The sequence below is a fragment of the Veillonellales bacterium genome (assembly GCA_039680175.1).
Classification (GTDB): domain Bacteria; phylum Bacillota; class Negativicutes; order JAAYSF01; family JAAYSF01; genus JBDKTO01.
This window is the reverse complement of sequence record JBDKTO010000043.1, coordinates 21,385-44,192: the sequence shown is the minus strand read 5'-3', so window position 1 is coordinate 44,192 and position 22,808 is coordinate 21,385. Positions and strand designations below refer to the sequence as shown.

Below are 22,808 nucleotides of genomic sequence, written 5' to 3'. Positions count from 1 at the left end.
ACATGGTCATAGGTTAACGGGTTACGGTTATCCAGGTTATCGTAGATTAACAATTTTTCCAAGGGCAGTCATTCGTTGATGACCGCTTGCCATTGGCAGGTAATCGCGCATCTAACCTCTGCTTGTCTTAATTAGGGCTTTGCTTGGGCTCGTCCATTGGGAAAATGTATCGGTTTCGTCCGGCACCAAGACCGGCATATAGAAGAAGTAATGTGATAATTAGCCATACGACAATAGAAGAAGCCCAGGTTTGCGTGTAATCAAATAGATAACCAATCAGAATCGGACCTGTGGCTGCTAACAAATAGCCCACAGACTGAGCCGCTCCCGATAACTCTGCAGCTTGGGCGCCATTGCTGCTGCGTAGTCCAATAAAAGTAAATGCCAAGCTGAAGCAGGCACCTCCGCTAACCCCAATCAAGGCAACTGATGTAGTGAGCAGTATCATATTTTTACTCAGCAGCAGTCCAAGCAGTCCCATAGAATAGATCAGGCAGGAAATTGCCGTAATACCACGTTGGTCGTTGAGGCGATCGGCTAATATTGGTACGATAAACGAGGCAGGAATGGCAATGATCTGGGAAAAAGACAATAGCCAGCCGGCAGTTGCCATACTTAGGCCATGGCTTTGGAGAATTGCAGGAAGCCAGGCAATGAAGCAATAAAAAAGAAGTGACTGGAGCCCCATAAAAAAGGTCACTTGCCAGGCCAGAGAAGAATGCCAAACAGAACTGATGGCGGAAGCAGGTTTTGCGACTTTCACTGCTCTTTCGCGATGATAAAGTTGAGGCAGCCAAAAGATGATGGCTGCTACAGTAAGCAAGATCCACACCAGCAGGGACTGACGCCACCCTAAGTGGAGATCATTGGCAAGCGGCACGCTCATGCCAGATGAAATTCCCGCCGAGAGAGACATGGCAATTGAAAAAATACTGGTTATTAATCCCACTTTTGCGGGAAATTTTTGTTTTATAATACTGGGGATTAGAACATTACCGACCACAATTCCCGTACCAATCAGAAATGTTCCGGCGAACAAGGCAGCACTTCCACCTGCAGAGCGCAGTAGTATGCCGGCAGTTAATACAATAAGGCTAAGAAAGATGGCAAGTTCATTGCCTATTTTGGTGCCTAATTTAGAAGAGGGCAGCGAAAGTACGGCAAAGGTAAGCAATGGCAGTGTCGTAAGGAAGCCAGTCATACCGTTTGAAATACCAAGATCAGACCGTATATCACTAACGAGCGGTCCTACTGCTGTCAGCGGAGTTCTTAAATTAGAAGCAATAAAGATAATCCCTAAAACAAGGAATACATTCTTGTATTTTAGCATGAGTGTAAAGTGTCCTTTCAGGTCTCAATATTCTTAATCCATACATGTTCTTTAGCACATTATTCATGCAATGGCAGTATATCTTCTTAGTGGTTTATTCGCTGCCCATCGCTTTGTCGAGCCGGGCCTTGCTGATGTTATAGTCAAATAATGAGTTAGTATAGTTGTTTTTTGCCTGGTTGAGTGCCAGTTCGGCATCCATAACATCTAAATTGGTACCGACACCGGCACTATAAGCTCTTTGCGCAATAGCAAAATTCACACTGGCTTCTTCAACAGCTACCGTGTTGGTACTTATTCGTTTTTCTGCTTCCTTCATACTCAAATAAGCATCGCTGATTTCTAAGGAAATGTTATCCTGCGTTTGCTGGGCTTGTTTTCGTGCGGCCAACTCGCCTGATTGTGCCTGCCTGATTTTGGCCTTGGTATTGCCGGAGTCAAATACGTTGAACTGGGTTACCAACATTGCGGTCCAATCTCTGTTCGCCGTGCCGGCAAAGTCGTCATTATCCCAGGCCATGGTCCCGGTCAGCATAACCTTGGGACGCTGTCCGCTTTGGGCAATTTTGATTTGTGCTTCTTCTATTTTAATATTTACCTGCTGTTGAGCCATCTCCGGACGATGCGCCAATCCATAGGCGGTAACGTCGTCAAGAGCCAAAGCATATTCTTGATAGATGAGCGGTTCTGTCAGCGTAATTTCGCTGCGTAAGGCTAAGCCCATCGTTTTATTTAGGCTGTAGACGGCTAAAGCATAATCGTTTTGCGCTTTTACTAAATCATTTTCCGCATTTGCCAGCCGGACCTTGGTTTGCAGTACGTCATGCCAGGGTGCCACGCCGGTATCGTACATTTGCCGGACACGATCAAGATGAGCGCTAAAATCATTTACCGTTTGTTTGGCGATTTCTAACAAGGTCTTTTTCTGCAGCACATTATAATAACCCTCACTCGTTTCTAATTTGAGTTGCTGTTTGGTGGCTGCACTTTCAAGCTGAGACACCTTGTGACTGAGTTTCGCTTGTTCAATCGTGTTTTCTACTTTACCACCGGTATAGAGTGGAATACTGGCGATAATTTGGTTGCTGAAATAGTTATAGGGAGAGACTGCTTCCGGGGAGGTTGACCATGTGGGCGGGGAATTTGAACGCATATCCGTATGGGTATAATCCAGGGATACGTTTTTATTGGTTTGAGCCTCTTTCAGCACCCAAACTGACTGTTCTTGGCGTGCTTCTACAATTTGCAATGCCGGATTATTCTTATACGTCAGAGCAATACTCGCATCAAGTGAGAGCTCCAGCGGCGCTGCCAGGGCAGTTTGGCAAAATATAACGAAAGCGGTAGCCGCCACAACGACGGTATTAACGAGAATAAATGGTGATTTCACGGTTTCTCCTTTCGATTGGATTATTTTAAGTTTATATTTTTTTTGCCCGCGATCTTTAGATAACAGCACAGTGACAGGGCAATGCAGCGTATCTGTCATTACGCTGCATCGCCGCTGTCAGCTGATCAATAAATATATGGGGAAAAGACTGCTGCAGCTTTAGTAGAGATAAAGATTATTTGATAATCAAAACAGGGCAAGGTGAATGCTGGACGACGTATGTGCTCACGCTTCCCAGAAGCAATCCGTAAATCGTTCCTAATCCCCGGCTGCCAATGACGATGACATCATAACCATTTTGTACGGCAAAATCGGTAATCAGAAGGCGCGGCTCGCCAACTTCGTTGTGTGTATGAACAAGTATGTCTTCTGGAACTTGGTTTATCGCTTCTGAAAGAATTGCTTTAGCAAAGTTTACGGGATCTGTAAGTGCGTTTGGCGGGATTTTGGATCCCTTGACTTGGTCATATAAAGGAACTTGCTGCGATAAAACCGATACGTAAAGAATCCCGATTTCGGCAGCGAAGGAACGGGCTAACGCTACTGCATGAGACAATGCCTCGAGGGAATGGATAGAACCGTCTACTGGAACTAAAATTTTTTTATACAAAACCTCCATGATAGCAACTCCTTATTAAAATGTATCGGTGACCTAACAAACTCAAGAAGCTCGCTGGTTTCCAGCAATTGCGCAATTTGCTTCATGCTGCTGAGACAATGACTTTCCGGCATCAAGCATTGTTTTTTGTACCGTCAGCTGGCTGTGCCTTATACCAGGCAGCATACATAACCGGCAGCACCAGCAAAGTCAGTATGGTTGCTCCCAGTAAACCGCCGGCAATGGCAATCGCCATGGAGCCCCACAAAGTACTGGGTACCAGCGGAATCATGCCTAGGATAGCGGCTACGGCTGTTAGCATAATAGGGCGGAAGCGGCTGATCGTCGCTGCCACAATAGCGTCCCATAGCGAGTCACCGGCCACCAGATGTTGTTCAATCTGGTCCATCAATATAACGGTATTGCGCATAATAATACCGAACAAGGCCAGAATTCCCAATTGGACCACAAATCCCATAGGACTTCCGGTGAGCAGGAGACTGATGGATACACCGATAATACCCAGCGGCGCTGTTAAGAGGGTTAACAGCATTTTCGGTATACTTTGCAGCTGCGTCATGAGCAGAATCATAATGATAAGCATCATGGCCGGGATGGGTTCCGCCAGGAACTTGCTGCTTTTAATGCTGCGTTCCGTTGCACCGTCAAATTCAATGAAATAGCCGGCTGGCAGACTACTTCTGAATTCCTGGAGGCTGCCGTAAACTTGCTTGGTCACGTCCGAGCCGGTAAGTTTAGACGTGGGATTCAGTTCCGCCTGTACCATAATCATGGGTAGCAGGTCGCGCCGGTAAATTAAGCCTTCTTCGGCGTCATAACGGATGGTGGCGATTTGGTCAAGCGGGACATATCTGCCGTTGCCGATATGGATGTTGAGGTCTTTTATCCGTTCCGGGTTAGTACGGTCCGCTTCCGCAAACCGGAGAACCATGCTGACGGTTTTATCATGCTCACGAAATTCGGTAATCGGTGCTCCAGACAACTGGGTTTGGAGCGATGCGGCCAATTCATGGGAACTGAGTCCGAGGGCTTTTGCTTTTGCCTGGTCAATCTCCAAGTGCATCACTTTGCTTTTCTCATTCCAGTTGAGATTTACGTTTTGTGTAGCCGGATGGGCGGCCATGACGGCGCGAACTTGTTCAGCGATTTCACGAACTTTTTCATGGTCAGGGCCTTTTACCCGCAGCATCACCGGATAATCGGGTCCCGTTCCGGTGAATAATAACTTTATATGCCCCCGAACATTTGTAAATTCAGTGTTTAATAATTGTTCGGCTTTTTGGGCCAGCGCATTACGGGCTTGAACATTCTTGGCCACTACAATGAATTCAGCGAAATTCGATTTATTGAAAGTTGGTTCAAAACTGAGCACAAAGCGGGGAGCTCCTTCACCTACATGATAGGTGTAATAGGAAATATTCGGGTCGCCGTCCAATTCTTTAGCAAACTGGCGGGCCACTTCCTCGGTGCTGGTCTGGGAAGCTCCTTCCTGTAATTTGAGCTGGATGACGAGCTCCGGACGGCTGGAAGCAGGAAAGAATTCCTGTTTGACCAATCCCAGGAGAAAGATAGAGCCGATAAATACGGCGGCAGTAGCTGTTAGTACGGTTTTGCGGTGACGCATGCACCACAGTAACAAGCGTTTAAATCGCCGATAAAACGGGGTGTCATAAAGGTCATGGTGCGCATTGCTTTCATCGGCTGTTTGCTGGGCGGGTTTTATTTTAATAAACTGGTAACCGAGCAAAGGCGTAACTGCTCCGGCAATCAGCCAGGAAGCAATGAGGGCGAAGAATATAACCCAAAAGAGATCGACGCAAAACTCGGCGGCAAGCCCTTTGGAGAAACCGATGGGAATGAAGCCCGCGCAGGTTATTAACGCCCCGGTCAAACGGGGATAGGCGGTAGAGGTATAGGAAAAACAAGCAGCGTCAAAGCGGCTCCAGCCTTGCTCCAGCTTGACGCTCATCATTTCAGTGGCGATGATGGCATCATCGACCAACAAGCCTAGCGCAATGATGAGAGCCCCCAGCGATATGCTCTGCAGAGCGATACCTGTCAGGTACATTAAGGTAAAGGTAATGGCAATGACCAAAGGAATGGTTAGGGCCACGACCACGCCGGACCGCATACCCAGACTGGCAAAGCTTACGATTAAGACGATGACGATCGCTTCGACCAGGGATTCCACAAATTCGCCGATGGAGGATTCCACAACTTTCGGCTGGTTGACAGTTTGATTGATTTCCAGCCCGGCCGGCAGTTCTTGTTTTATTTGGGAGAGCGTGCTATCAAGATTTTTACCCAGTGTCAGAATGTTGCCGCCGGGTTCCATCGCCAGCGAAATGCCGATGGCCGGCTGACCGTTATAGAACATTTTCGGGTCGGATGGTTCGGCGTAGGCGCGAGTCACTCTGGCTATATCTCCCAGACGGAAGGTGCGGCTACCAGCCTGAATGGGCGTAGCGCGGATGTCTTCCATATTTTCAAACATCCCGGTAATTCGTAAGTAGGCATTGTCTGATGCCGTTTCCAGCATACCGGCGGCGGCCATGGCATTTTGTTCCTTTAAAGCGGCGGTAATTACGGACGGATCAAGACCTAAACGGGCCAGTTTGCTATTTTCGATTTCAATGTAGATTTTTTCGGTTTGCACCCCCAGGAGCTGGACTTTGCTCACGCTGGGAACGCTTAAGAGAATGCGGCGGATTTTTTCGGCTTTTTCCCGCATTTCCTCGTAGGTAAACCCATCACCGGTCAGCGTATAGATTACGCCGTATACTTCATCGAACCGGTCATTGAAGGTAGGTTCCGAAACGCCTTCCGGGAAGGTTCCTTTGATATCATTCACCATATTGCGGGCTTCCACCCATCTGGGCCGAAGCTCCTTGGCGGGTACCTGATCTTTGAGATTGACGTAAATCACCGTATGTCCCGGTGTAGAGTAACTTTTTAAATAGTCAAGTCCAGGCAGGTCCTGCAGTTTCTTTTCAATTTTATCCGTAACCTGCTCTTCCATCTGGCTGGCGGTGGCTCCTGACCAGGAAACGCTGACAATCATTTGCTTAATGGCAAAATCCGGGTCTTCCATGCGTCCCACGTTCTTGTAAGAGAAAAGACCGGCCACAAAGAAGAGGGCGACAAAGAAATAAATGAATTGCTTGTGCTTTAATGACCAGGCGGTAAGGTTAAAATGGCTCACAGGGTATCACCGGCTATTTTTACCCTCTGCCCTTCTTCCAATTTATGAACGCCGGCACTGACAATTCGGTCACCGGTCTGCAGTCCGGCCAGCACTTGGATCGTGCCATTACCGAAAGAGCCGGTTTGGATGGGGCGCAGTGTCAGGATATTGTCGCTCACAATCCAGACCGCGGGCGTATCACCAGTCTGATAGAGTGCAGACAGTGGAATAGAAAATGCAGGTTGGTCAGCGCCAACGGCTAGGGAAACGGTAGCCGTCATACCCAACTTGACAGAGGGCGGCGGATTGAGTAAGCTGATGCGTACTTTGAAGGTACGCGTCGTCGGATCGGCCATGGGAGCGATTTCTCGCACTTTGCCGTTCAGTGTCACGTTAGGCAAGGCCCAGAAAGTAACCTGGAACCGTCCGGCGGTTTTTAATTCTTCCAACCGGTTTTCGGGTACATTGATTTCGATTTCCCGTTCTCCGTCCTGGACAACGGTAACAACCGTCTGGCCGGCGCTGACAACCTGACCGGCCTCAGCGGTGATCGCCGACACAACTCCTGACTGATCGGCTGTCAATAAAGTGTAATCCAGCTGATTGGCGCCCTGCGTATATTGGGCTGCCGCCTGCTGCACCGCTGCTGCCGCGGCATCATAGGCATTGACGTACTGGTCATACTGAGCATGGCTGATCGCACCGCTGTCCAGTAATTGCCGGTAGCGGCTCAAATTGCTTTCCGCCAGTCTAAGTTGTGATTGGGCGGAATATACCTGGGCAGAATTACTGTTTACCGTCTGCTGAATGTCTTTTGCATCCATCTGCATCAGCACATCGCCGGCATTGACTATACTGCCTAGCTGCACATTGCGTTTGATGATTTTGCCGGTGACCTGGAAAGCCAGCTGGCTTTCATAGCGGCCGCGCACTTCCCCCGCATAGGTGTAACCCTGTCCGGTATTAGCTGCCTGAATGAGCTGGGTGCGGACCACGGGAAGGCTTTCCGGTTTTATAGGTGCTTTTGCGAAATGTGTTTTTGCCATGATCCCGGCCAGTAGGCAGCCTACCGCTAAGGCGGCCAGGGCATAGTAGCGTTTTTTTCGGCTGAGCTTCAGTCGCATGTTGAACATAGAAACACTCCTTATCGTATACAATCTGTTTTTCCAGAAGAAATTTACGGTGCGCGCCGGGCGATGCCAAACAACAGCATGTCCAATAACTCAGCTAGCGAGAGGGGGGATCGACGAAAGGGAACGAGAAGCATTCCGTTCGTTCCATACTGATTAAAAGCCGTCAGGGCTATCGTTAAGATTTGCTGACGCAGGGGTTCATGCTGTGGCACAGGAAGCTTCCTCCTTTAGAAAAGTAAGTAGAATAAGATTGATTGCAGGCAAACATAGCAAAAAGCAACTAAACACCCTCAATTGATCGGCAATAAAATAGAGATAAGTCATTGACAGAGAAGCCTGGTTGAAGCGGCAGAGATTTGCAATAACGTTAACCAGGTAAACTATAATTAGAAAGATAAGGATATCGGTCGCAACGCTATCGCCAAGGATATCCTTGTTGCTGAAGTATCACATTTTTAGCTATTATAGGGAAGTTACCTCGATGGATAGTTTCGTATTCTTAATAAAATGTCAGGGTAGATTATTTGTGGCCATAATGTACACCAGGTGAACGATTGATTTTACTACAGGCAATGAAAAATGAACGGGCAAGAGCCAATCAGACAACATTGCTGCGTGACGTCGTATTCTGATCAGGGGATTCGGGAAGACCCGAGTGGTTTCCTTTGGCTTGACAATCCTTACAGTATCCATATATATACAGACGATAATCCAGAACTGAAAAATCCGTCATAGCATCCATAGCGGTATCCAATGTATCCGCCAGGCTTCCTTTGATTTCAATAACCTTGCCGCAGGCATTGCAAATCAGGTGATGATGGTGGAGTGGGTACAGTTCATAACGCTGGCATCCATCGCCCCAATCAAGCTTTTGCACAACCGCCAGGGTACTGAACAATTCCAGGGTCCGGTAGACAGTAGCCAGGCCGATTTTTGGATATTGCTCATGGACAATTTTATAGATATCCTCGGCACTAAGATGGTGGCCTGCATAATTGTTGAGAGTATGAAAAATAATCTCTCTCTGACGGGTTAATTTATATTTTCCATCAAGTTTTTCCCGTAATTCAGAAGTACTCACTAGTAAATATTCCTTTCTCCAGATTGGTTTTGGCTAAGAGGAAATGAATATTGTCGTTCGGCATCAGAGCATAGTGAAGTGCATGCTTGGCTTCGATAATAAGTCGTTGGGGAAGCCGGATAGGAAGGGCTTTTAATGCGAAACAGTTTATTTTTCTAAAAAAGTTAACCAGGTGAACGATGGTGGAGAATAATAAGAATGCCGGTGGTGAAGGCTTATTTCGCCGGCATTTGTTGCTAAACATCTCGTTAGTTAATATGGCTACAGGGTAAACTATAAAGCGATTTTTTTTATTCCTGCTGCTCCATGTGGTCGATATACTGCTCCAAATCCTGCAGGATATCGCTGAGAAACAAATATTCTTCAGGCGTTAATGAGTTAATTTTTTTCATAATGCCGCTGTCAAAGGTTTCGTGAAATTTGAAGTGATGTTGAACGGCAAGCCGGCCTTTGTCCGTCAATTCCAAAAAAATATTCTTTTTATTGCCGGTTTCCTGATAACGGTAGACCAGATCTTTTTCGATGAGTTTATGGATAAGCTTTGGCAGGGCGCTTTTGGAAATACCCTGTCGGTCTGCCAGTTCGGTCACGGTTATGCCTGGATGTTTGCCAATCATTTCGAGGGTATGAATTTCTGATGAGTATAAGAGTCTGTCTGTGCCAAACTTATTTGGCTGTTTCATTGCCTCAAACAATTTCCTTGACAATCTGAAAATAGATTCCAGCATTGCTTTTCTTTGTTCCGTCATTGTTTTAACCTCATGTCGTTAGTAAAATATCATGTTTGATCCTCGATGATCATATTGTACACCAGGTTAACGATTTGTCAAGCGATGCTTCTACAAAGAATGTAAAGGAGCGACGAGAAGATGGAGGGGCAAATGACGGTTTCTGAAAAGTAACGAGGGATTATGCTTTGGGACTATACATAGTTGGTACCATCTCACAAATGCAGTGAATATGTAATAGTAGAGGTGTGCTATTTGATATAGTTGTCAATAAAAATAAGCGGGGCTAAAAAGTTTTATTTTTTAGCTACCGGAACGGGTCTTAACAGGAAAGATACCAATAAACATAATACGGCAAATATACCTAAGACCCAGAAGGCATCATCAAAGGAAAAGATTGTCGTTTGCTTTTTGACCAGTCCGTTAATTAACGCTAAGGACTGCTGATGAGCGAGGGCTTCCGTACTGCCCTGCTGCATAAAGAGATGTTTTCCGTAGGTTATTAGATCCTGGGTTGATTTTGAGGCGATATTGATATGGGAAGCAATATGATCCAGATGATAGATCTGGCGGTTTTGCAGAACCGTCGATAAGACAGCCAATCCAAAAGAACCGCTGACCTGCCGCACGGTATTATTGATTGCCGAAGCCTGACTGATTTTATCCCGGGGAACTCGGCTCATACTGAGAACAGTGACCGTGATAATCGAGGAGCCGACAAAGATGCCGCGAAATAGTTGGATAAAAAGGACATAACCGGGGCTGGTGTCAAGATCAAGAAACATCAGGGGAAATGTCCCGCCTATGGCAAACAAGGAGGCAACGATGACAATCGGTTTTGTCCCGATTTTATCGGCGATTTTGGCGGCTGCCGGCATGAGTGCTCCACTGATAAGACCTGCAGGCAGCAACAGCAGGCCTGTCTCGTAAGCGGTATAGCCGAGAATGTTTTGGGAAAAGAGGGGGATTAGAAATAAACTGCCTAATAAGATCGTGTAATTAATGAAACTAAAAACATTGCCTAAGACAAAGTTCCAGTCGCGTAACAGAGATAAGTCCAGCATGGGATCATCCCTGTTCAGTTCGATAAGCACAAAGAGCGTCAATGTGGCAAAAGCCGTATATAAAAGACTAATAATATAGAAAGAATCCCAGCCTTTATCCACTCCTTTACTTAATGCCAGCAGCAGGCAAAACAGGCCGGTTGCACAAAAAATAAAGCCGCAAAAATCAAATTTTGTATCAGGTCTGGTCGGGCTTTCTTTTAGAGTCAGGTCGGCCAGTAAATAACCAAGCAGGCCAATGGGAACATTAATGGTAAAAATATAGTGCCAGCTCCATTCGTCAATCAGGTACCCGCCCAGTGTCGGGCCGATTGCCGGGGCGACGGCCACGCAAATGCCCCAGATCCCCATGGCCAGATTGCGTTCGGCGGAAGAAAACTCCTGAAGGACAATGGACATGCTGATAGGAAGAATTAACCCGCCGCCGAGTGCCTGAATTATCCGGAATGCAATCATACTGTCATTACTCCAGGCCAGACTGCAAAGTAGAGATCCAACGGTGAAAACAAATATACTCAGTAAATACATTCGGCGAGTACCGAATGAATTGCATAAGTAACCGCTGGCAGGCTGGAGAATGCCCATAGTCAGCATGTAAGCAGTCAAAATCCATTGCGCGTCTTCGGTACCCACGGCGAAAGCCGCCATCATTTTAGGTACGGCAACATTGATAATGCTTGTATCCAGAGTACTCATAAAGCCACCGATCAGTGTAACGCCGAGAGCCACCCACTTGTAAATTTCTTTTTTTATTGTCAGCCGCGGTATAATCATCATTTTCCTCCTCGATTCGGCTATTGCAGATGAATATCAATCAAGGCCTGCATGCCGGGACGAAAAACAATACCGCTGGTTTCCGGTAACGTAACCTTTATCGGGATACGCTGGGTAACTTTAGTAAAATTGCCAGAGGTATTTTCCGTAGGGATCAGGGCAAAGGTTGAATTGGTGGCAATGCCGATCTCATAAACTTTACCGGTAAAAGTACGCCCCGGATAGCCGTCGATCGTATAGTCTGCGGTTTGATTCAATTTGATTTTGCCAATTTTGGTTTCCTCAATGCGGGCATTCAACCACAGGTCATTGCTGTTGACGACGGAAAACAAATTTTGTCCGGCTGAAACTACTTCGCCGGCGTTAACATTTTTCTGCGCAATTACGCCATCTACGGGGGAGATAATTTCGGTATATTCATTAGTGAGGTTGGCCGCTTCTAAAATCGCTTCGGCCTGCTTTACCTGAGCTGCTGCAGCGCGGATGTCTTCTTCGCGGGAACCGGTAGCAAGCAAATCCAATTTTTGTCCGGCGCCGTTGGTAGCATCCTGGGAGGCGTTCCAAGCCTGTTTAGCCACTAAATACGCAGTTTCGGCATTATCTCTTTGCGTGGCGCTGATGGCTCCGTCCTCATAGAGTTTACTCATACGCTGATAGTATTTTTCCGAATTTTGTAAACTGGCCAAGGCCTGAGCTGCACTGGCCGATGCCTGGTCGACCCCGGCGCGGGCTTGTGCAATTTCCTGCGGGCGAGAACCGGCTACTATGGCATCAGACTTAGCTTTAGCTGCGACCAGTGCTGCCTCGGCCTGGTTTTTTTGCACAGCGGCATCCCGTACATCGATTTTGGCAAGCACTTGGCCGGCTTTTACCGTATCGCCTTCTTTTACCAAAACTTCAGCGATGCGGCCGGAAATTTTGGGACTGATGCTGACAATAGTACCGCTGACTCTGGCGTCGTCGGTACTTACCATTCTTGTGGATTGATACCACCACCATCCGCCGCCGGCAAGACCGACAAGTAAAAAGAAAATCCCTGCAGCAATAATGAATTTGCGTTTCGTTTGTTTTGTTTCCGACATATTTTTATCACTCCTCATATTCAATGTAAGATTCATAAAGTTTACCTGGTAAACTTTAAAGGGAAAATAAACAATGGTATAGCCGCAATAGCAGCAGGTTAATTTTACCTGAGGTTAAGAAATACCAAAGTGTTTACTAAGTAAACACTTTGGTGCTATTGTTATGGTTATGGTGCATTTTTTATTTTATCGATATATTGTTCAATATCAGTCATAATGGCATGTAAAAAAAGAAGGTTGGACTCATCCAGGGAATCGAGTTTTTTGATAATGCCATTGTCAAATTTTTGGTGCCACCCTATATGACATTGATAAGCAATACGCCCTTTGTCGGTAAGGTTAAACAGGACCATTTTTTTATTGTCTTTTATTTGGTAGCGGCAAATTAGCTCTTTCTCCATGAGTTTGCGAATTATTTTCGGGACGGCTCCTTTTGTAATGCCAAGCTTATCGGCGATTTCTGTTACGTTAATTCCAGGGTTTCTGCCGATGACATCCAGCATGTGAATTTCGGAGGCATACAGCACAGCTTCGCTCCCAAAATGACGCGGTTCTGTCATGAGAGAGGATGCTTTATTAATAATGCGCGTCATGATTTCAATTACACTCTCGCTCTGGTTACCCATTCTAAAACTCCTTTTTAGCTGATAAATGGTGCAGTTTTTCTTTATAAATATATTGTATACCAGGTAAACTATAAATACAAGTATATTCTTGTCTTTTGTACAGTATTGCTTTCAGATATATCAAAACCTCTCATAATAGATCATTCATCCTATTTGAGAAGTTTTTCGGTTTCTACTCACAGATTTAATTCATATAGCCGGCTTTTTATTAACCGGTCAAAAGTAATATTCTACTATTTGTTGTGTGTTTCAATGCTTGACATAAAACTAAGGCTATGATACAATAATTTGTGTCGCAGGCAAGAAAACATATGGTGGCTGTGGTGAAGCGGTTAACACGCCGGATTGTGGCTCCGGTATTCGAGGGTTCGAGACCCTCCAGTCACCCCAAATTTTCAATTGCATATTTATTTTTATGTTGGGGCGTAGCCAAGTCGGTAAGGCACAGGACTTTGACTCCTGCATGCGTTGGTTCGAATCCAGCCGCCCCAGCCATTAATTATGACCTACTAGCTCAGTTGGTAGAGCACCTGACTTTTAATCAGGGTGTCGTTGGTTCGAATCCAACGTGGGTCACCATTTGTTTATATTGCGGGAGTGGCGGAACTGGCAGACGCACTAGACTTAGGATCTAGCGCCGCAAGGCGTGCAGGTTCAATTCCTGTCTCCCGCACCATTGTAATATAAGGCTTCCAGGGATTTTATCCTTGGAGGCTTTTTTGCATGAATAGGGAGCTTGCTGCGCCGCAGCTGGTTTCGCTTGAATTATGGGAACTGTTGTGCCCCGTGATCCGGCCGCTGACACTGTCTTGGGCCGGACGGGACGGCTTTCAGAATAAGAGACGGCGCAAACCAGCTGTCTCCCCGCAAAGTATCTTTATTGCCTAAGGCGGCGTCAGATTTATTTAATAACTAATACATATATCCGGGACGACGAGGTCTGGGGCTATGCGGTTGCCATCCATAGCCATACCAGTGCGGTTGATGCCAACCGTAACCATACCAGGGATGGTACCAGGGATGGTACCAAGGATGGTAACCATAGCCTCCTCCACCGTAACAATGGCAAGTAGCGCCACCTTGGTATTTGTAACAATTGCAGTAGCCGCCAGGTCCATTATAGCCTATAACATAATTACGCCACATAATAATATTCTCCTTTCCGTTTTAGTATATTTTACGTAAAACGCGCGGGAAGAGTTCCTAATTGTTTTTTGAACTTTTGCCTGTTTGTGCGGGTAAAATATCCCTTTATTTAAAGAATTCGTCCCATAGTAATGCCTAGAATTTCGGAATTAATGTAATCTTCTATCGAGATATCGGGGGGAAGAGCTTTTATTTATTCAGGAGATTTTCGTCATAAATTTGTCACATTTACCAATTACAATAAAAACAAGAAATAGAGGGGGGATTTAACATGAAAAAGGCACTGGGTACTCTAGTGTTAGCAGCATTTCTATTTAGTGGGATAGGGGCTTCAGGAGTATATGCTTATCCACATCGCGATCCTCAGTTTGCGCCCCCGGAACATGGTCCGCATTGGGCTGATCATGATCAACGATGGGGGGAGAATCATGATAAACAATGGAGAGATCATGACCGGGAATGGAGGGGGCATGATCGGGAATGGCACGAACATGATGGTGATCGGGATTGGCAGGAAAGACATGCGCATGAATGGAGAGATTGGTATCATTGGCATCATGACAATGGTGACGAAGGATTTGACAGTTTCTTTGCCGGTGTAATTGTTGGCGCCATTCTTGGCGGAGAACATTGAAAGGTCAGCTAGAGTAAAATTTTTGTTAAGAAATTCAGGATTTATTGACTAAATCAGGTTTGGTGGCATATAATAAAAAGAAATCAATACATCTCTGTTAGGTGAGGCTCCTGCGTGAACACAGGCCACTGCCCGGAAACGTCGAAAGACGCCAATGGGTAGAACAGGTATTACCGGATTAAGGTTTTACTTAAGGTGGCTGAGGGACGGTTCCATACTCTACGTTATGCAGTGCCAAAGCTCAACGAGTGGGAGGTCCGAACAGTATGCGGCATGCAAAGACCTTCTGTGAAGAATAGAAGGCCTTTTTGTTGTGTCTGTAAATTTTAGATGAAAATTCCGGGAAAGATACCGGTATAAAATGGGAGGTGGTTTGATGGATTCCGGTCCTGAGGGCAGTTTATGCAGTGTGAATATATTTCCGGGATGGTCGGCATGGCTGTTAGCAGCAGACGGATTCCGGGATAATAAGGAGGAGTAGTGGTGAATGGGGTAAAGGTTTTAGGCGAATTTTATTTCAGCCAGCTTCTGGGAAAGCCGATTTATGATACTATGGGGCAGCGTATTGGCAAGGTAAAGGATATGGCAGTCAATTGGGATGGCGCTTATCCTCAGGTAGTTGGCGTTAAATATGCAAAAAAAATCCATGAATTGATCCCCATTGAGCAGGTTGGACAGTGCGATAGGCAGAAAGTTCAGTTGTCCGGACAGTTCTTTGTCGAGAGGACTGTTCCATTGCGGGAAAGTGACATTTATATCAGTAAATGGCTGCTGGATAAGCAAATTATTGATTTAAAAGGTTCCCGCATGGTTCGGGTCAATGATATCACCTTATCTTGGATTGCTCAGGATAAACGTCAGCGCATGGTATTAGTGGCGGTGGATATTGGCGTAAGAGGGTTGTTCCGGCGGCTTGGCCTGGAATTTTTGTTTAAAAGCTATAAGCAGAATCTGCTTGGCTGGCAGTATATTAAACCGCTGGAAAGCTGGAATTCCAATCTGCAGTTGAATCGGGAGCGGCAGCAGTTAAATGAACTTCACCCGGCTGATGTTGCCGATTTGCTGGAGGAAATGGATTACAAGCGACGTGCGGACTTTATTGAGAATTTGGATGATCAGCAGGCCATTGATGCTCTGGCAGAAATGGAATTGGATACACAAGTTGAAATCATTGAGCAAATGGATGAACAGCGGGCATCTGACTTCCTGGAGGAAATGCCGCCGGATGAGGCTGCCGATATTCTGGGCGAATTGTCAGCAAAAAAATCGGAGGGTTTGCTGAAGCTGATGGAAGCCGACGACGCTGATGATGTCCGGGAATTAATGCAGTATGAAGAAGGTACGGCCGGAGCTTTAATGACGACGGAATTTATCTTGCTCTCGCCTCATATTACAGCCGAAGAGGCAATTAATCAACTGCGAAAATTGGCGCCGGAGGCGGAGACCATTTACTACTTGTATGTGGGCGAAGAAGGAAAAGAATTGCAGGGAGTATTATCTTTGCGGGAATTGATTGTGGCTGCGCCCCAAAGTATGCTGCAGGAATTGATGCATATGAAAGTAGCGGTGGTACAGGCTCAGGACGACTACCACAGGGTTGCCGATGTTATCAATAAATACGGACTTTTGGCTGTTCCGGTTGTGGATGAGGAAAATGCGATGCTGGGTATCGTTACGGTTGATGATGTCTTGGATATTATGCTGCCGGAACGCGGTAAGCTGGATACGTATTCATGGTTTGCCCTCAGCAAGATGGCCGGAAGGGGGCGGTAGCATATGACTATGCTCAAGAATATGCGCAACCGTCTCGGGCTGTTTTTGGCTGTCATGGGTCCGGGCATTGTGACGGCTTTTGCCGATAATGATGCAGGCGGCATTGCCACCTATGCCGCTGCCGGGGCAAAATATGGCTATGCTTTGCTCTTTACCATGTTTGTCAGCAGTGTTTGTCTGGCCATTGCTCAGGAAATTTCGGCCCGGACGGGGGCGGTTACCGGGCAGGGATTGTCGGATTTGATTCGCGAACTGTTTGGTGTAAAATGGACTTTTTTTGCTATGAGTGTGTTATTAATCGCTAATATTGGTACGACAGCTTCCGAGTTTTCCGGGATCGCGACCAGTTTTGAAATTTTCGGCGTAAGCAAATATATTTCCGTACCTATCATGTCGCTGGTGATTTGGTGGCTGGTGCTAAAAGCTGATTATTCCCGGATCGAAAAAATTTTTTTGGCGCTATGTGCAACTTTTTTGAGTTATGTAATATCCGGCATTATTGTTAATCCTCCCTGGGAACAAGTTTTAACCGCATCGGTAACCCCGACTTTTTCCGGCGATGCAGAGTTTTTGATGATGGCAATCGGTGTGATTGGAACCACAATCACACCCTGGGGTCAGTTTTATGTTCAGGCGTCGGTGGTGGATAAGGGAATTACGGCGAAAGACTATCGGTTCACCTTTTGGGACGTGATGATGGGTGCCTTTTTTACTTGGCTGATTGCTTTTTTCATCATTGTGGCAACGGCGGCAACGCTGTATTCCAACGGTATTTCCATTGAAACGGCGAAGGATGCGGCCTTTGCACTGGAACCGCTGGCCGGCAAGTATGCCAGTATGCTGTTTTCTTTCGGGCTTCTCGGGGCATCCATGCTGGCGGCCTTTATTCTGCCGTTGAGTACGGCTTACGCGGTTTGCGAAGCCTTTGGGTTTGAGCATGGTGTTAGCAAAACGTCTAAAGAAGCGCCGGTGTTTTTTGGCCTGTATACCTTGCTGATTATCGTGGGAGCCGGATTGGTTTTATGGCCGGATTTGTCTCTCTATAATGTTATGCTGACATCTCAGGTCGTCAACGGGGTGCTGCTGCCGCCTATACTGATTTTTATGGTCTTGATTGCCAGTAATAAGACTATTATGGGCCGATATGCCAACTCGCCTTGGTATAATGTGGTTTCCTGGTCCTTCACAATATTGCTGATTGTTCTAACAATACTGTTAGTGTTATCAACTCTGTTTCCGGATTTCATGAATCAGTTAATGGGATTACTGGCGTAGCCGACAGCTATAAAATCATCGGTTTGACAAATTACATATTTACAGTATAAATATTACATAATGGGATCAGTTGGCAAACCTGTCGAAAGGCAGGGACGCAAAGCCATGGGTCTGAGGCGGAAAGCCTATGATAGCCAGGTTGCAAAGTCCAGTCGGATAGAATGGATTCGTACAAGACCTGTAGTGGGTCTTGCATTTTTTTCCCCCGATTCCTGTCCTGCTTGACGGCACAGTTGAAATCAGAGGGTAATTAGTCTATATCCCAGGTTGAGTCAGGAGGTGTGCGTTTATGAAGATAATCTTTAGCAAGGATTTATCTCCCGGAATGGTGGCGGGAAAGGACGTAATCAGGGGAGAGGGTATTTTAAAGCTGCTGGCTCAAGGTATTCAGTTAACTCAGTCACAAATCAGAAGAATCCGGAATTGGGGAGTGCCTTTTCTTTGTATTGAGGATGAAAAGGAGAAATGGAAGAAAAACTCAGCCGGTGTTACGCTGACTGAGGCGGAGTTTTTAACGGTATATCAGGAAACCATTCAGGACATTGCCAATGCCTTCCGGCATATTAAAAAATTTCAGGAAGTTCCTATTAGCGAAATGCAGGAGCTTGCCGATCAGCGGGTGAGCCTTTTAATCGATACGGTTGGCGTTCTGGATTATTTACATAAAGAACGCTGTCATAGTAATAGTACCTTTCAGCATTCCTTAAATGTTGCCGTTGTTGCCGGGGTTTTGGGCAAATGGTGCGGCTACCGGCGAATAGATCTAAAGAACATTATCTTAGCCGGATTGCTGCATGATATCGGTAAGGTGGCCGTTCCGTTAGCAATCCTGGATAAACCGAGCCGCCTTTCACCGGCTGAATTTGATGTGATTAAGCGCCATCCCCGGACAGGGTATCAGTTGGTCAAAAAATCGTCCCAGATTCCAACGGAGGTGAAGCTGACTATTTTGCAGCACCATGAGCGAACGGACGGCAGCGGCTATCCTTGCGGCCTTGCGGCGCATGAAATCCGTACTGATTCAAAGATTATTGCGATTGCGGATATTTACGATGCGATGACGTCAGACAGAGCATATCGTCGCAAAGTGACGCCGTTTGAGGCTTTGGATGTTATAGCAGATCAAATTTTTCAAGGACTGGAGCCAAATTTTGGTCTGGTTTTTCTCGAAAATATGCGTGAATATCTTGTGGGCAGCGAGGTGGCCTTAAGCAATGGACAAAAGGCGATGATTATCGCTTTTAACGACGGCAATAAATATTTTACCCAACCGGTTGTCTGTATACAAAACGGTTCCTTAGTCAATTTGCAAACTGCTGGGCTTCGTATTGTAGGAGTGGACTAGATTTTAAAAGAATAGAAGGCTAGCATTGTCTAAAAAGCAAATTTTCCGTAGCCACTTTATGACGATAGCTGAAGGAGCAATGGCGGTTATCTTTTTAAATGGAAGGGAACGGTTGTTACAATAACATTTTCCTTTAATATAAGCAGGGTTCGCAAAATCCAGCCGGTTTGATTATGCAAGAGGCGGTGCCACCATTTACGGGTTTCAAATTCGGCAATCAGCACTGTGATATAATCTTCCGGTTGTCTTTCTTTTTCCAGCTCGCCGATATAGTCAATAAGCGGCTGAACCACAAGACGGTAGGGTGAATAGACGGTAACCAGCCGAATGCCGGGATTCCAGCACAGCCATTTTTCTTCTACTTTATGACCGATTTCTTCGTCGGTAGCAATATGCAGCGCAATAATGTCCTTGCTGATGGATTTCGCATATTTGAGAGTTTCAGCCACAACGCTGGTGGGACTGGAAATCGGTACGATAACCAGGTTTTTCCCGGTTCGAAGTGTGGTCGAAATCTTAGGGTTCAGCTGTTCAGCCGGCAGATGCAGCTGATCGGCCATATCGGTATAATGGGACCGGATTTTTTTAAAGATATAAATCATAAACGGGATAAATAGTAATATTATCCAGGCACCGTAGAAAAATTTGGTTGTGGCGATTACCAGGACAACAACACCGGTAACGATGGCGCCGATGCTGTTAATGGCAGATCGCAGGATCCAGCCTGGCCCTCGTTCCTTCCGCCAATGGACGACCATGCCGGTTTGGGCAATGGTAAAGGAGAGAAAAACTCCGATGGCATACAGTGAAATTAGGTGCTCGGTATTGCCGTTAAAACTGTAGATTAATATGCCGGCCATAATGCTCAGCAGGATAATTCCATTGGAAAAGCTAAGACGTTCACCTCTCGTTCCCAGATACCGGGGCAGATAGCCATCACGGGCCATAAGCGACATCAGGGGGGGGAGTCCGTTATAGGAAGTATTGGCCGCTAAATATAAAACCAGCATGGTAGTCATTTGAATGTAATAATAAAACCAATTGCGTCCAAAGGTGGATTCCGCCAGTTGCGACAACATGGTATCCGTTTCCATGGGCATGAGATGGAAGTGTATAATCAGAAAAGAGATACCGGCAAACATGACGGCCAGAATAGTGGACATCAAGTATGTTGTGAGAGCGGCATTACGAACCTGCGGTTCTTTGAACATGGGTACACCATTCGAGATGGCTTCTATTCCGGTCATGGAACTGCAGCCGGAAGAAAAGGCTCGCAGTACCAGAAACAGCATCGTCCAGTCTAAGTTTTGTTTAACCATGGATGCCGGGGGGATAATAGGAGCGGCCTGGGTAAAGGTCTGATAAAGCCCTGCTCCGATAAGGGCCAGAATACCAAAAATAAAGGTATAGGTAGGCAAGGCAAACACATTGGAAGATTCTCTGACACCACGCAAGTTGATTAACATTAAAATAGCAAAGAGAACAATCAAGTCGATCATGACTTCATAGGGAACCAACTCGGGGAAGGCGGAGATTAGCGCCTCGGTGCCGGAAGAAATACTAACGGCAACTGTTAAAGTATAATCAGCGAACAGAGAAGCTCCGGCAGTCAGAGCCGGCAGCTCGCCAAGATTATGGATAGCTACCGAGTAGGAACCACCGCCGCCGGGATTGGCTTTTGCCACCTGCACGTAAGAAATAGTGATAATGGCAAGCAGCAATAAGATTGCAATAGCTGCATGGGTAAAATACCCATAGGCAAATAATCCGGGAACGGCTAACGTAATGGCGATTTGTTCCGGGCCATAGCCGACGGAAGAAAGAGCATCTGAGGAAAAAATTGACAACGCTTTCCATTTCGGCATTTTTTCATGGGCCATTTCTTGATTGCGCAGCGGTCTGCCAATCAGCAGCCGCCTAACCAACCGCATCATAATTTTTTGACCTCCAGTATTGTGTGTAGATAGTTTACCCAAAGGGGTTTTTATGAATATAAGCGTAAAAAAGAAAATAAGACCGCTGGGCGGTCTTAGGCCCCTTGTTTTAGCCGACGAAGTTAGCTGACGGGTAGAATGTCAAGAGAAACATTCCTTTCGCATTAAGAGCGAAATTAACCCCAAAACGTGGGTCCTCCGTTTCGTTTATCACGAATTAGGCTGTTATATTGTGTCAGACACAATTATACTCCAATGGTGGTAGAAGAAAAGCCGAAATTAAAGCTGAAAAATGCTATTGAAAAGCCTCGCTGGTCATGGAATGAGGTAAAATATTCTAGTTGCATGGGATTGCGGATTTTTTTGCCCTCTTTCGTTGAATTTTAGATTTTTTTCTTTTATTCCCAAATTCCGGTATAAGGATTATAGTTACAGCCGCAGGAGCAAGCAAGCCAATTTTTTTGCGGGTCACTGCCCTGGGCTAAGGGACGGCAGTCGGCGCAGGCATAGCGATATTCACAGTCCCTGCATTTTTCCACCTGATCTTTCGTAGTATACCAACATTGCTGCAAAGGCGTCCCGTTTAATATTTCCGCCAGGGAAGAAGTAATTATATTGCCGCACATCTGGCTGCGGGCGAAAATACAGGGGATTATATTGCCATCGGCCGTAACGGCAATTTTTCCGGCCAGGCAGCTGTGGTATTGCTGCGCTTTGGTGAAGGATTCGGCGTCAGTATGGAAGGGCGGTTTGATAGGCGGTCTTGCATAGTGCTCAGGCAGTAAAGTTCGATCGTCACCTCTGCCGGTCGGTCGGACAACATCGGGAGGAGTGATTTCAACTCCCAGCTTTTCACAAAGCTTCATAATATTATCTGCCTGCTGTTCGTTTGTTTTCATGATAATTGAAGCGATGCGCAGCGGAATGTCGGCTGCCAGTATTTTTTTGATTGCTGCCATGGTTTTATCAAAACTGCCGGGGTGCTGTGTTATCCGGTCATGGATATCAGCGTTGTCGGCGTATATTGTTGTAGCGACATTAACATGATGCTGCTGCAAAAAAGCGACGCAAGTATCGTCAATTAAAGTAGCATTGGTGAAGATCTCAATAAAATTGAAACCTTCCGTTTCCGCCTTCAATACTAATTCCTGCCATTTTTTATACATAAGCGGTTCTCCGCCAATCAATTGGAGGGCAGTTGCGCCGGCCTGACGGGCTTCGGTAATGAGCTGCAGCCAACGCTCGTGGGGAACAAGGTCGGCTTCCTGCTGGCACGGTCCGCTTGTGGCATAACAGTGGAGACAGCGATTATTGCAGTTTGCAGTAAGCTCAAGCCAGAGAAAATCAAGTGTAACCGGGGCGGCAGGAAGTGCTGTTGTTTTTATTTCCGGTTCGTAGGTATATAAGGCACCGATTTTTTTGGCCGTCAGACGATCCAGAAATTTTAGATAACACTCGTTATCCGGGTTATTGCTATCTACTACAGCTGCCAAAGGGTGTTCCTGGCAGGCAGACAGAATTTCCCGGGCGCCGCGGTTAATGGAGTATACCTTACCGGACTGCAAGTCATAAATCGCCCCCCGGGAAGCTCCCTTAACCAATCGGCAGTCATGATGTAAGCGATAAAACATAAAATCCCCCCTTATTTTGGGCCTGCTACATACTATGAAAAACTCCCATTGGTGTGTGA

General features: G+C 46.3%; 18 protein-coding genes, 4 tRNA genes and 3 riboswitches. Of the genes, 9 read left to right on the top strand and 13 right to left on the bottom strand.

Annotated elements, in window-relative coordinates; genetic code table 11:
- Nucleotides 1-127: 127 nt before the first annotated feature.
- From ABFC84_06815 to ABFC84_06770, 10 genes are all read right to left on the bottom strand, one after another.
- A complete protein-coding gene (locus ABFC84_06815; GenBank protein ID MEN6412462.1) occupies nt 128-1,330 on the bottom strand; it encodes an MFS transporter in 1,203 nt (400 codons plus the stop codon).
- 94 nt (nt 1,331-1,424) lie between these two features.
- Entirely contained in the window at nt 1,425-2,720 is a 1,296-nt protein-coding gene (locus ABFC84_06810; GenBank protein ID MEN6412461.1) for a TolC family protein, read from the bottom strand.
- A 175-nt stretch (nt 2,721-2,895) separates the two neighbouring features.
- A complete protein-coding gene (locus tag ABFC84_06805; protein MEN6412460.1) occupies nt 2,896-3,339 on the bottom strand; it encodes a universal stress protein in 444 nt (147 codons plus the stop codon).
- A 112-nt stretch (nt 3,340-3,451) separates the two neighbouring features.
- Nucleotides 3,452-6,541 carry an efflux RND transporter permease subunit gene (locus ABFC84_06800; protein MEN6412459.1) on the bottom strand — a complete coding sequence of 1,030 codons (3,090 nt, stop codon included), beginning with the start codon at nt 6,539-6,541 and terminating at the stop codon, nt 3,452-3,454.
- Entirely contained in the window at nt 6,538-7,656 is a 1,119-nt protein-coding gene (locus ABFC84_06795; protein ID MEN6412458.1) for an efflux RND transporter periplasmic adaptor subunit, read from the bottom strand. The genes ABFC84_06800 and ABFC84_06795 overlap by 4 nt, the downstream gene beginning before the upstream one ends.
- Before the next feature lie 598 nt (nt 7,657-8,254).
- Nucleotides 8,255-8,737 carry a Fur family transcriptional regulator gene (locus ABFC84_06790; GenBank protein ID MEN6412457.1) on the bottom strand — a complete coding sequence of 161 codons (483 nt, stop codon included), beginning with the start codon at nt 8,735-8,737 and terminating at the stop codon, nt 8,255-8,257.
- A 290-nt stretch (nt 8,738-9,027) separates the two neighbouring features.
- Entirely contained in the window at nt 9,028-9,486 is a 459-nt protein-coding gene (locus tag ABFC84_06785; protein MEN6412456.1) for a MarR family transcriptional regulator, read from the bottom strand.
- A 275-nt stretch (nt 9,487-9,761) separates the two neighbouring features.
- A complete protein-coding gene (locus ABFC84_06780; protein ID MEN6412455.1) occupies nt 9,762-11,303 on the bottom strand; it encodes a DHA2 family efflux MFS transporter permease subunit in 1,542 nt (513 codons plus the stop codon).
- A 20-nt stretch (nt 11,304-11,323) separates the two neighbouring features.
- Nucleotides 11,324-12,385 carry an HlyD family secretion protein gene (locus ABFC84_06775; protein MEN6412454.1) on the bottom strand — a complete coding sequence of 354 codons (1,062 nt, stop codon included), beginning with the start codon at nt 12,383-12,385 and terminating at the stop codon, nt 11,324-11,326.
- A gap of 167 nt (nt 12,386-12,552) precedes the next feature.
- On the bottom strand, nt 12,553-13,011 hold the full coding sequence (locus tag ABFC84_06770; GenBank protein MEN6412453.1) for a MarR family transcriptional regulator: 459 nt from the start codon (nt 13,009-13,011) through the stop codon (nt 12,553-12,555).
- Between the two features lie 314 nt (nt 13,012-13,325).
- Here ABFC84_06770 and ABFC84_06765 point away from each other — a divergent pair.
- From ABFC84_06765 to ABFC84_06745, 5 genes are all read left to right on the top strand, one after another.
- Nucleotides 13,326-13,401: transfer RNA gene (locus ABFC84_06765), tRNA-His, on the top strand.
- A gap of 29 nt (nt 13,402-13,430) precedes the next feature.
- Nucleotides 13,431-13,506, top strand: a tRNA-Gln gene (locus ABFC84_06760).
- A gap of 8 nt (nt 13,507-13,514) precedes the next feature.
- A tRNA-Lys gene (locus tag ABFC84_06755) sits at nt 13,515-13,590 on the top strand.
- A 12-nt stretch (nt 13,591-13,602) separates the two neighbouring features.
- A tRNA-Leu gene (locus tag ABFC84_06750) sits at nt 13,603-13,687 on the top strand.
- Nucleotides 13,688-13,734: 47 nt separating this feature from the next.
- Nucleotides 13,735-13,899, top strand: coding sequence for a hypothetical protein (locus ABFC84_06745; protein ID MEN6412452.1), 165 nt, complete (start codon nt 13,735-13,737; stop codon nt 13,897-13,899).
- A 17-nt stretch (nt 13,900-13,916) separates the two neighbouring features.
- Here the strand turns inward: ABFC84_06745 and ABFC84_06740 are convergent, their stop codons facing one another.
- The gene (locus ABFC84_06740) at nt 13,917-14,129 is read right to left on the bottom strand and encodes a hypothetical protein (GenBank protein ID MEN6412451.1); all 213 of its coding nucleotides are present in this window, start codon (nt 14,127-14,129) and stop codon (nt 13,917-13,919) included.
- A 456-nt stretch (nt 14,130-14,585) separates the two neighbouring features.
- Here ABFC84_06740 and ABFC84_06735 point away from each other — a divergent pair, with 456 nt between their 5' ends.
- The 4 genes from ABFC84_06735 (at nt 14,586) to ABFC84_06720 (ending at nt 19,184) form a co-directional block, all read left to right on the top strand.
- Nucleotides 14,586-14,759, top strand: a complete 174-nt coding sequence (locus tag ABFC84_06735; protein ID MEN6412450.1) for a hypothetical protein — start codon at nt 14,586-14,588, stop codon at nt 14,757-14,759.
- A gap of 118 nt (nt 14,760-14,877) precedes the next feature.
- Nucleotides 14,878-15,052, top strand: a riboswitch (M-box (ykoK) riboswitch).
- 222 nt (nt 15,053-15,274) lie between these two features.
- Complete coding sequence (locus ABFC84_06730; protein MEN6412449.1) at nt 15,275-16,564, top strand: CBS domain-containing protein; 1,290 nt, start codon at nt 15,275-15,277, stop codon at nt 16,562-16,564.
- A 3-nt stretch (nt 16,565-16,567) separates the two neighbouring features.
- Complete coding sequence (locus ABFC84_06725; GenBank protein MEN6412448.1) at nt 16,568-17,839, top strand: Nramp family divalent metal transporter; 1,272 nt, start codon at nt 16,568-16,570, stop codon at nt 17,837-17,839.
- A 62-nt stretch (nt 17,840-17,901) separates the two neighbouring features.
- A riboswitch (cyclic di-GMP riboswitch) is annotated at nt 17,902-17,986 on the top strand.
- Between the two features lie 142 nt (nt 17,987-18,128).
- Nucleotides 18,129-19,184 (top strand): HD-GYP domain-containing protein, encoded by a 1,056-nt coding sequence (locus ABFC84_06720; protein ID MEN6412447.1) that lies wholly within the window; start codon nt 18,129-18,131, stop codon nt 19,182-19,184.
- An 86-nt stretch (nt 19,185-19,270) separates the two neighbouring features.
- Here ABFC84_06720 and ABFC84_06715 read toward each other — a convergent pair whose 3' ends face one another.
- Together ABFC84_06715 and ABFC84_06710 are read right to left on the bottom strand one after the other, a co-directional pair.
- Entirely contained in the window at nt 19,271-21,118 is a 1,848-nt protein-coding gene (locus tag ABFC84_06715; GenBank protein ID MEN6412446.1) for an APC family permease, read from the bottom strand.
- Between the two features lie 96 nt (nt 21,119-21,214).
- A riboswitch (cyclic di-AMP (ydaO/yuaA leader) is annotated at nt 21,215-21,352 on the bottom strand.
- A gap of 164 nt (nt 21,353-21,516) precedes the next feature.
- Entirely contained in the window at nt 21,517-22,749 is a 1,233-nt protein-coding gene (locus tag ABFC84_06710) for a radical SAM protein (GenBank protein ID MEN6412445.1), read from the bottom strand.
- Nucleotides 22,750-22,808 lie beyond the last annotated feature (59 nt).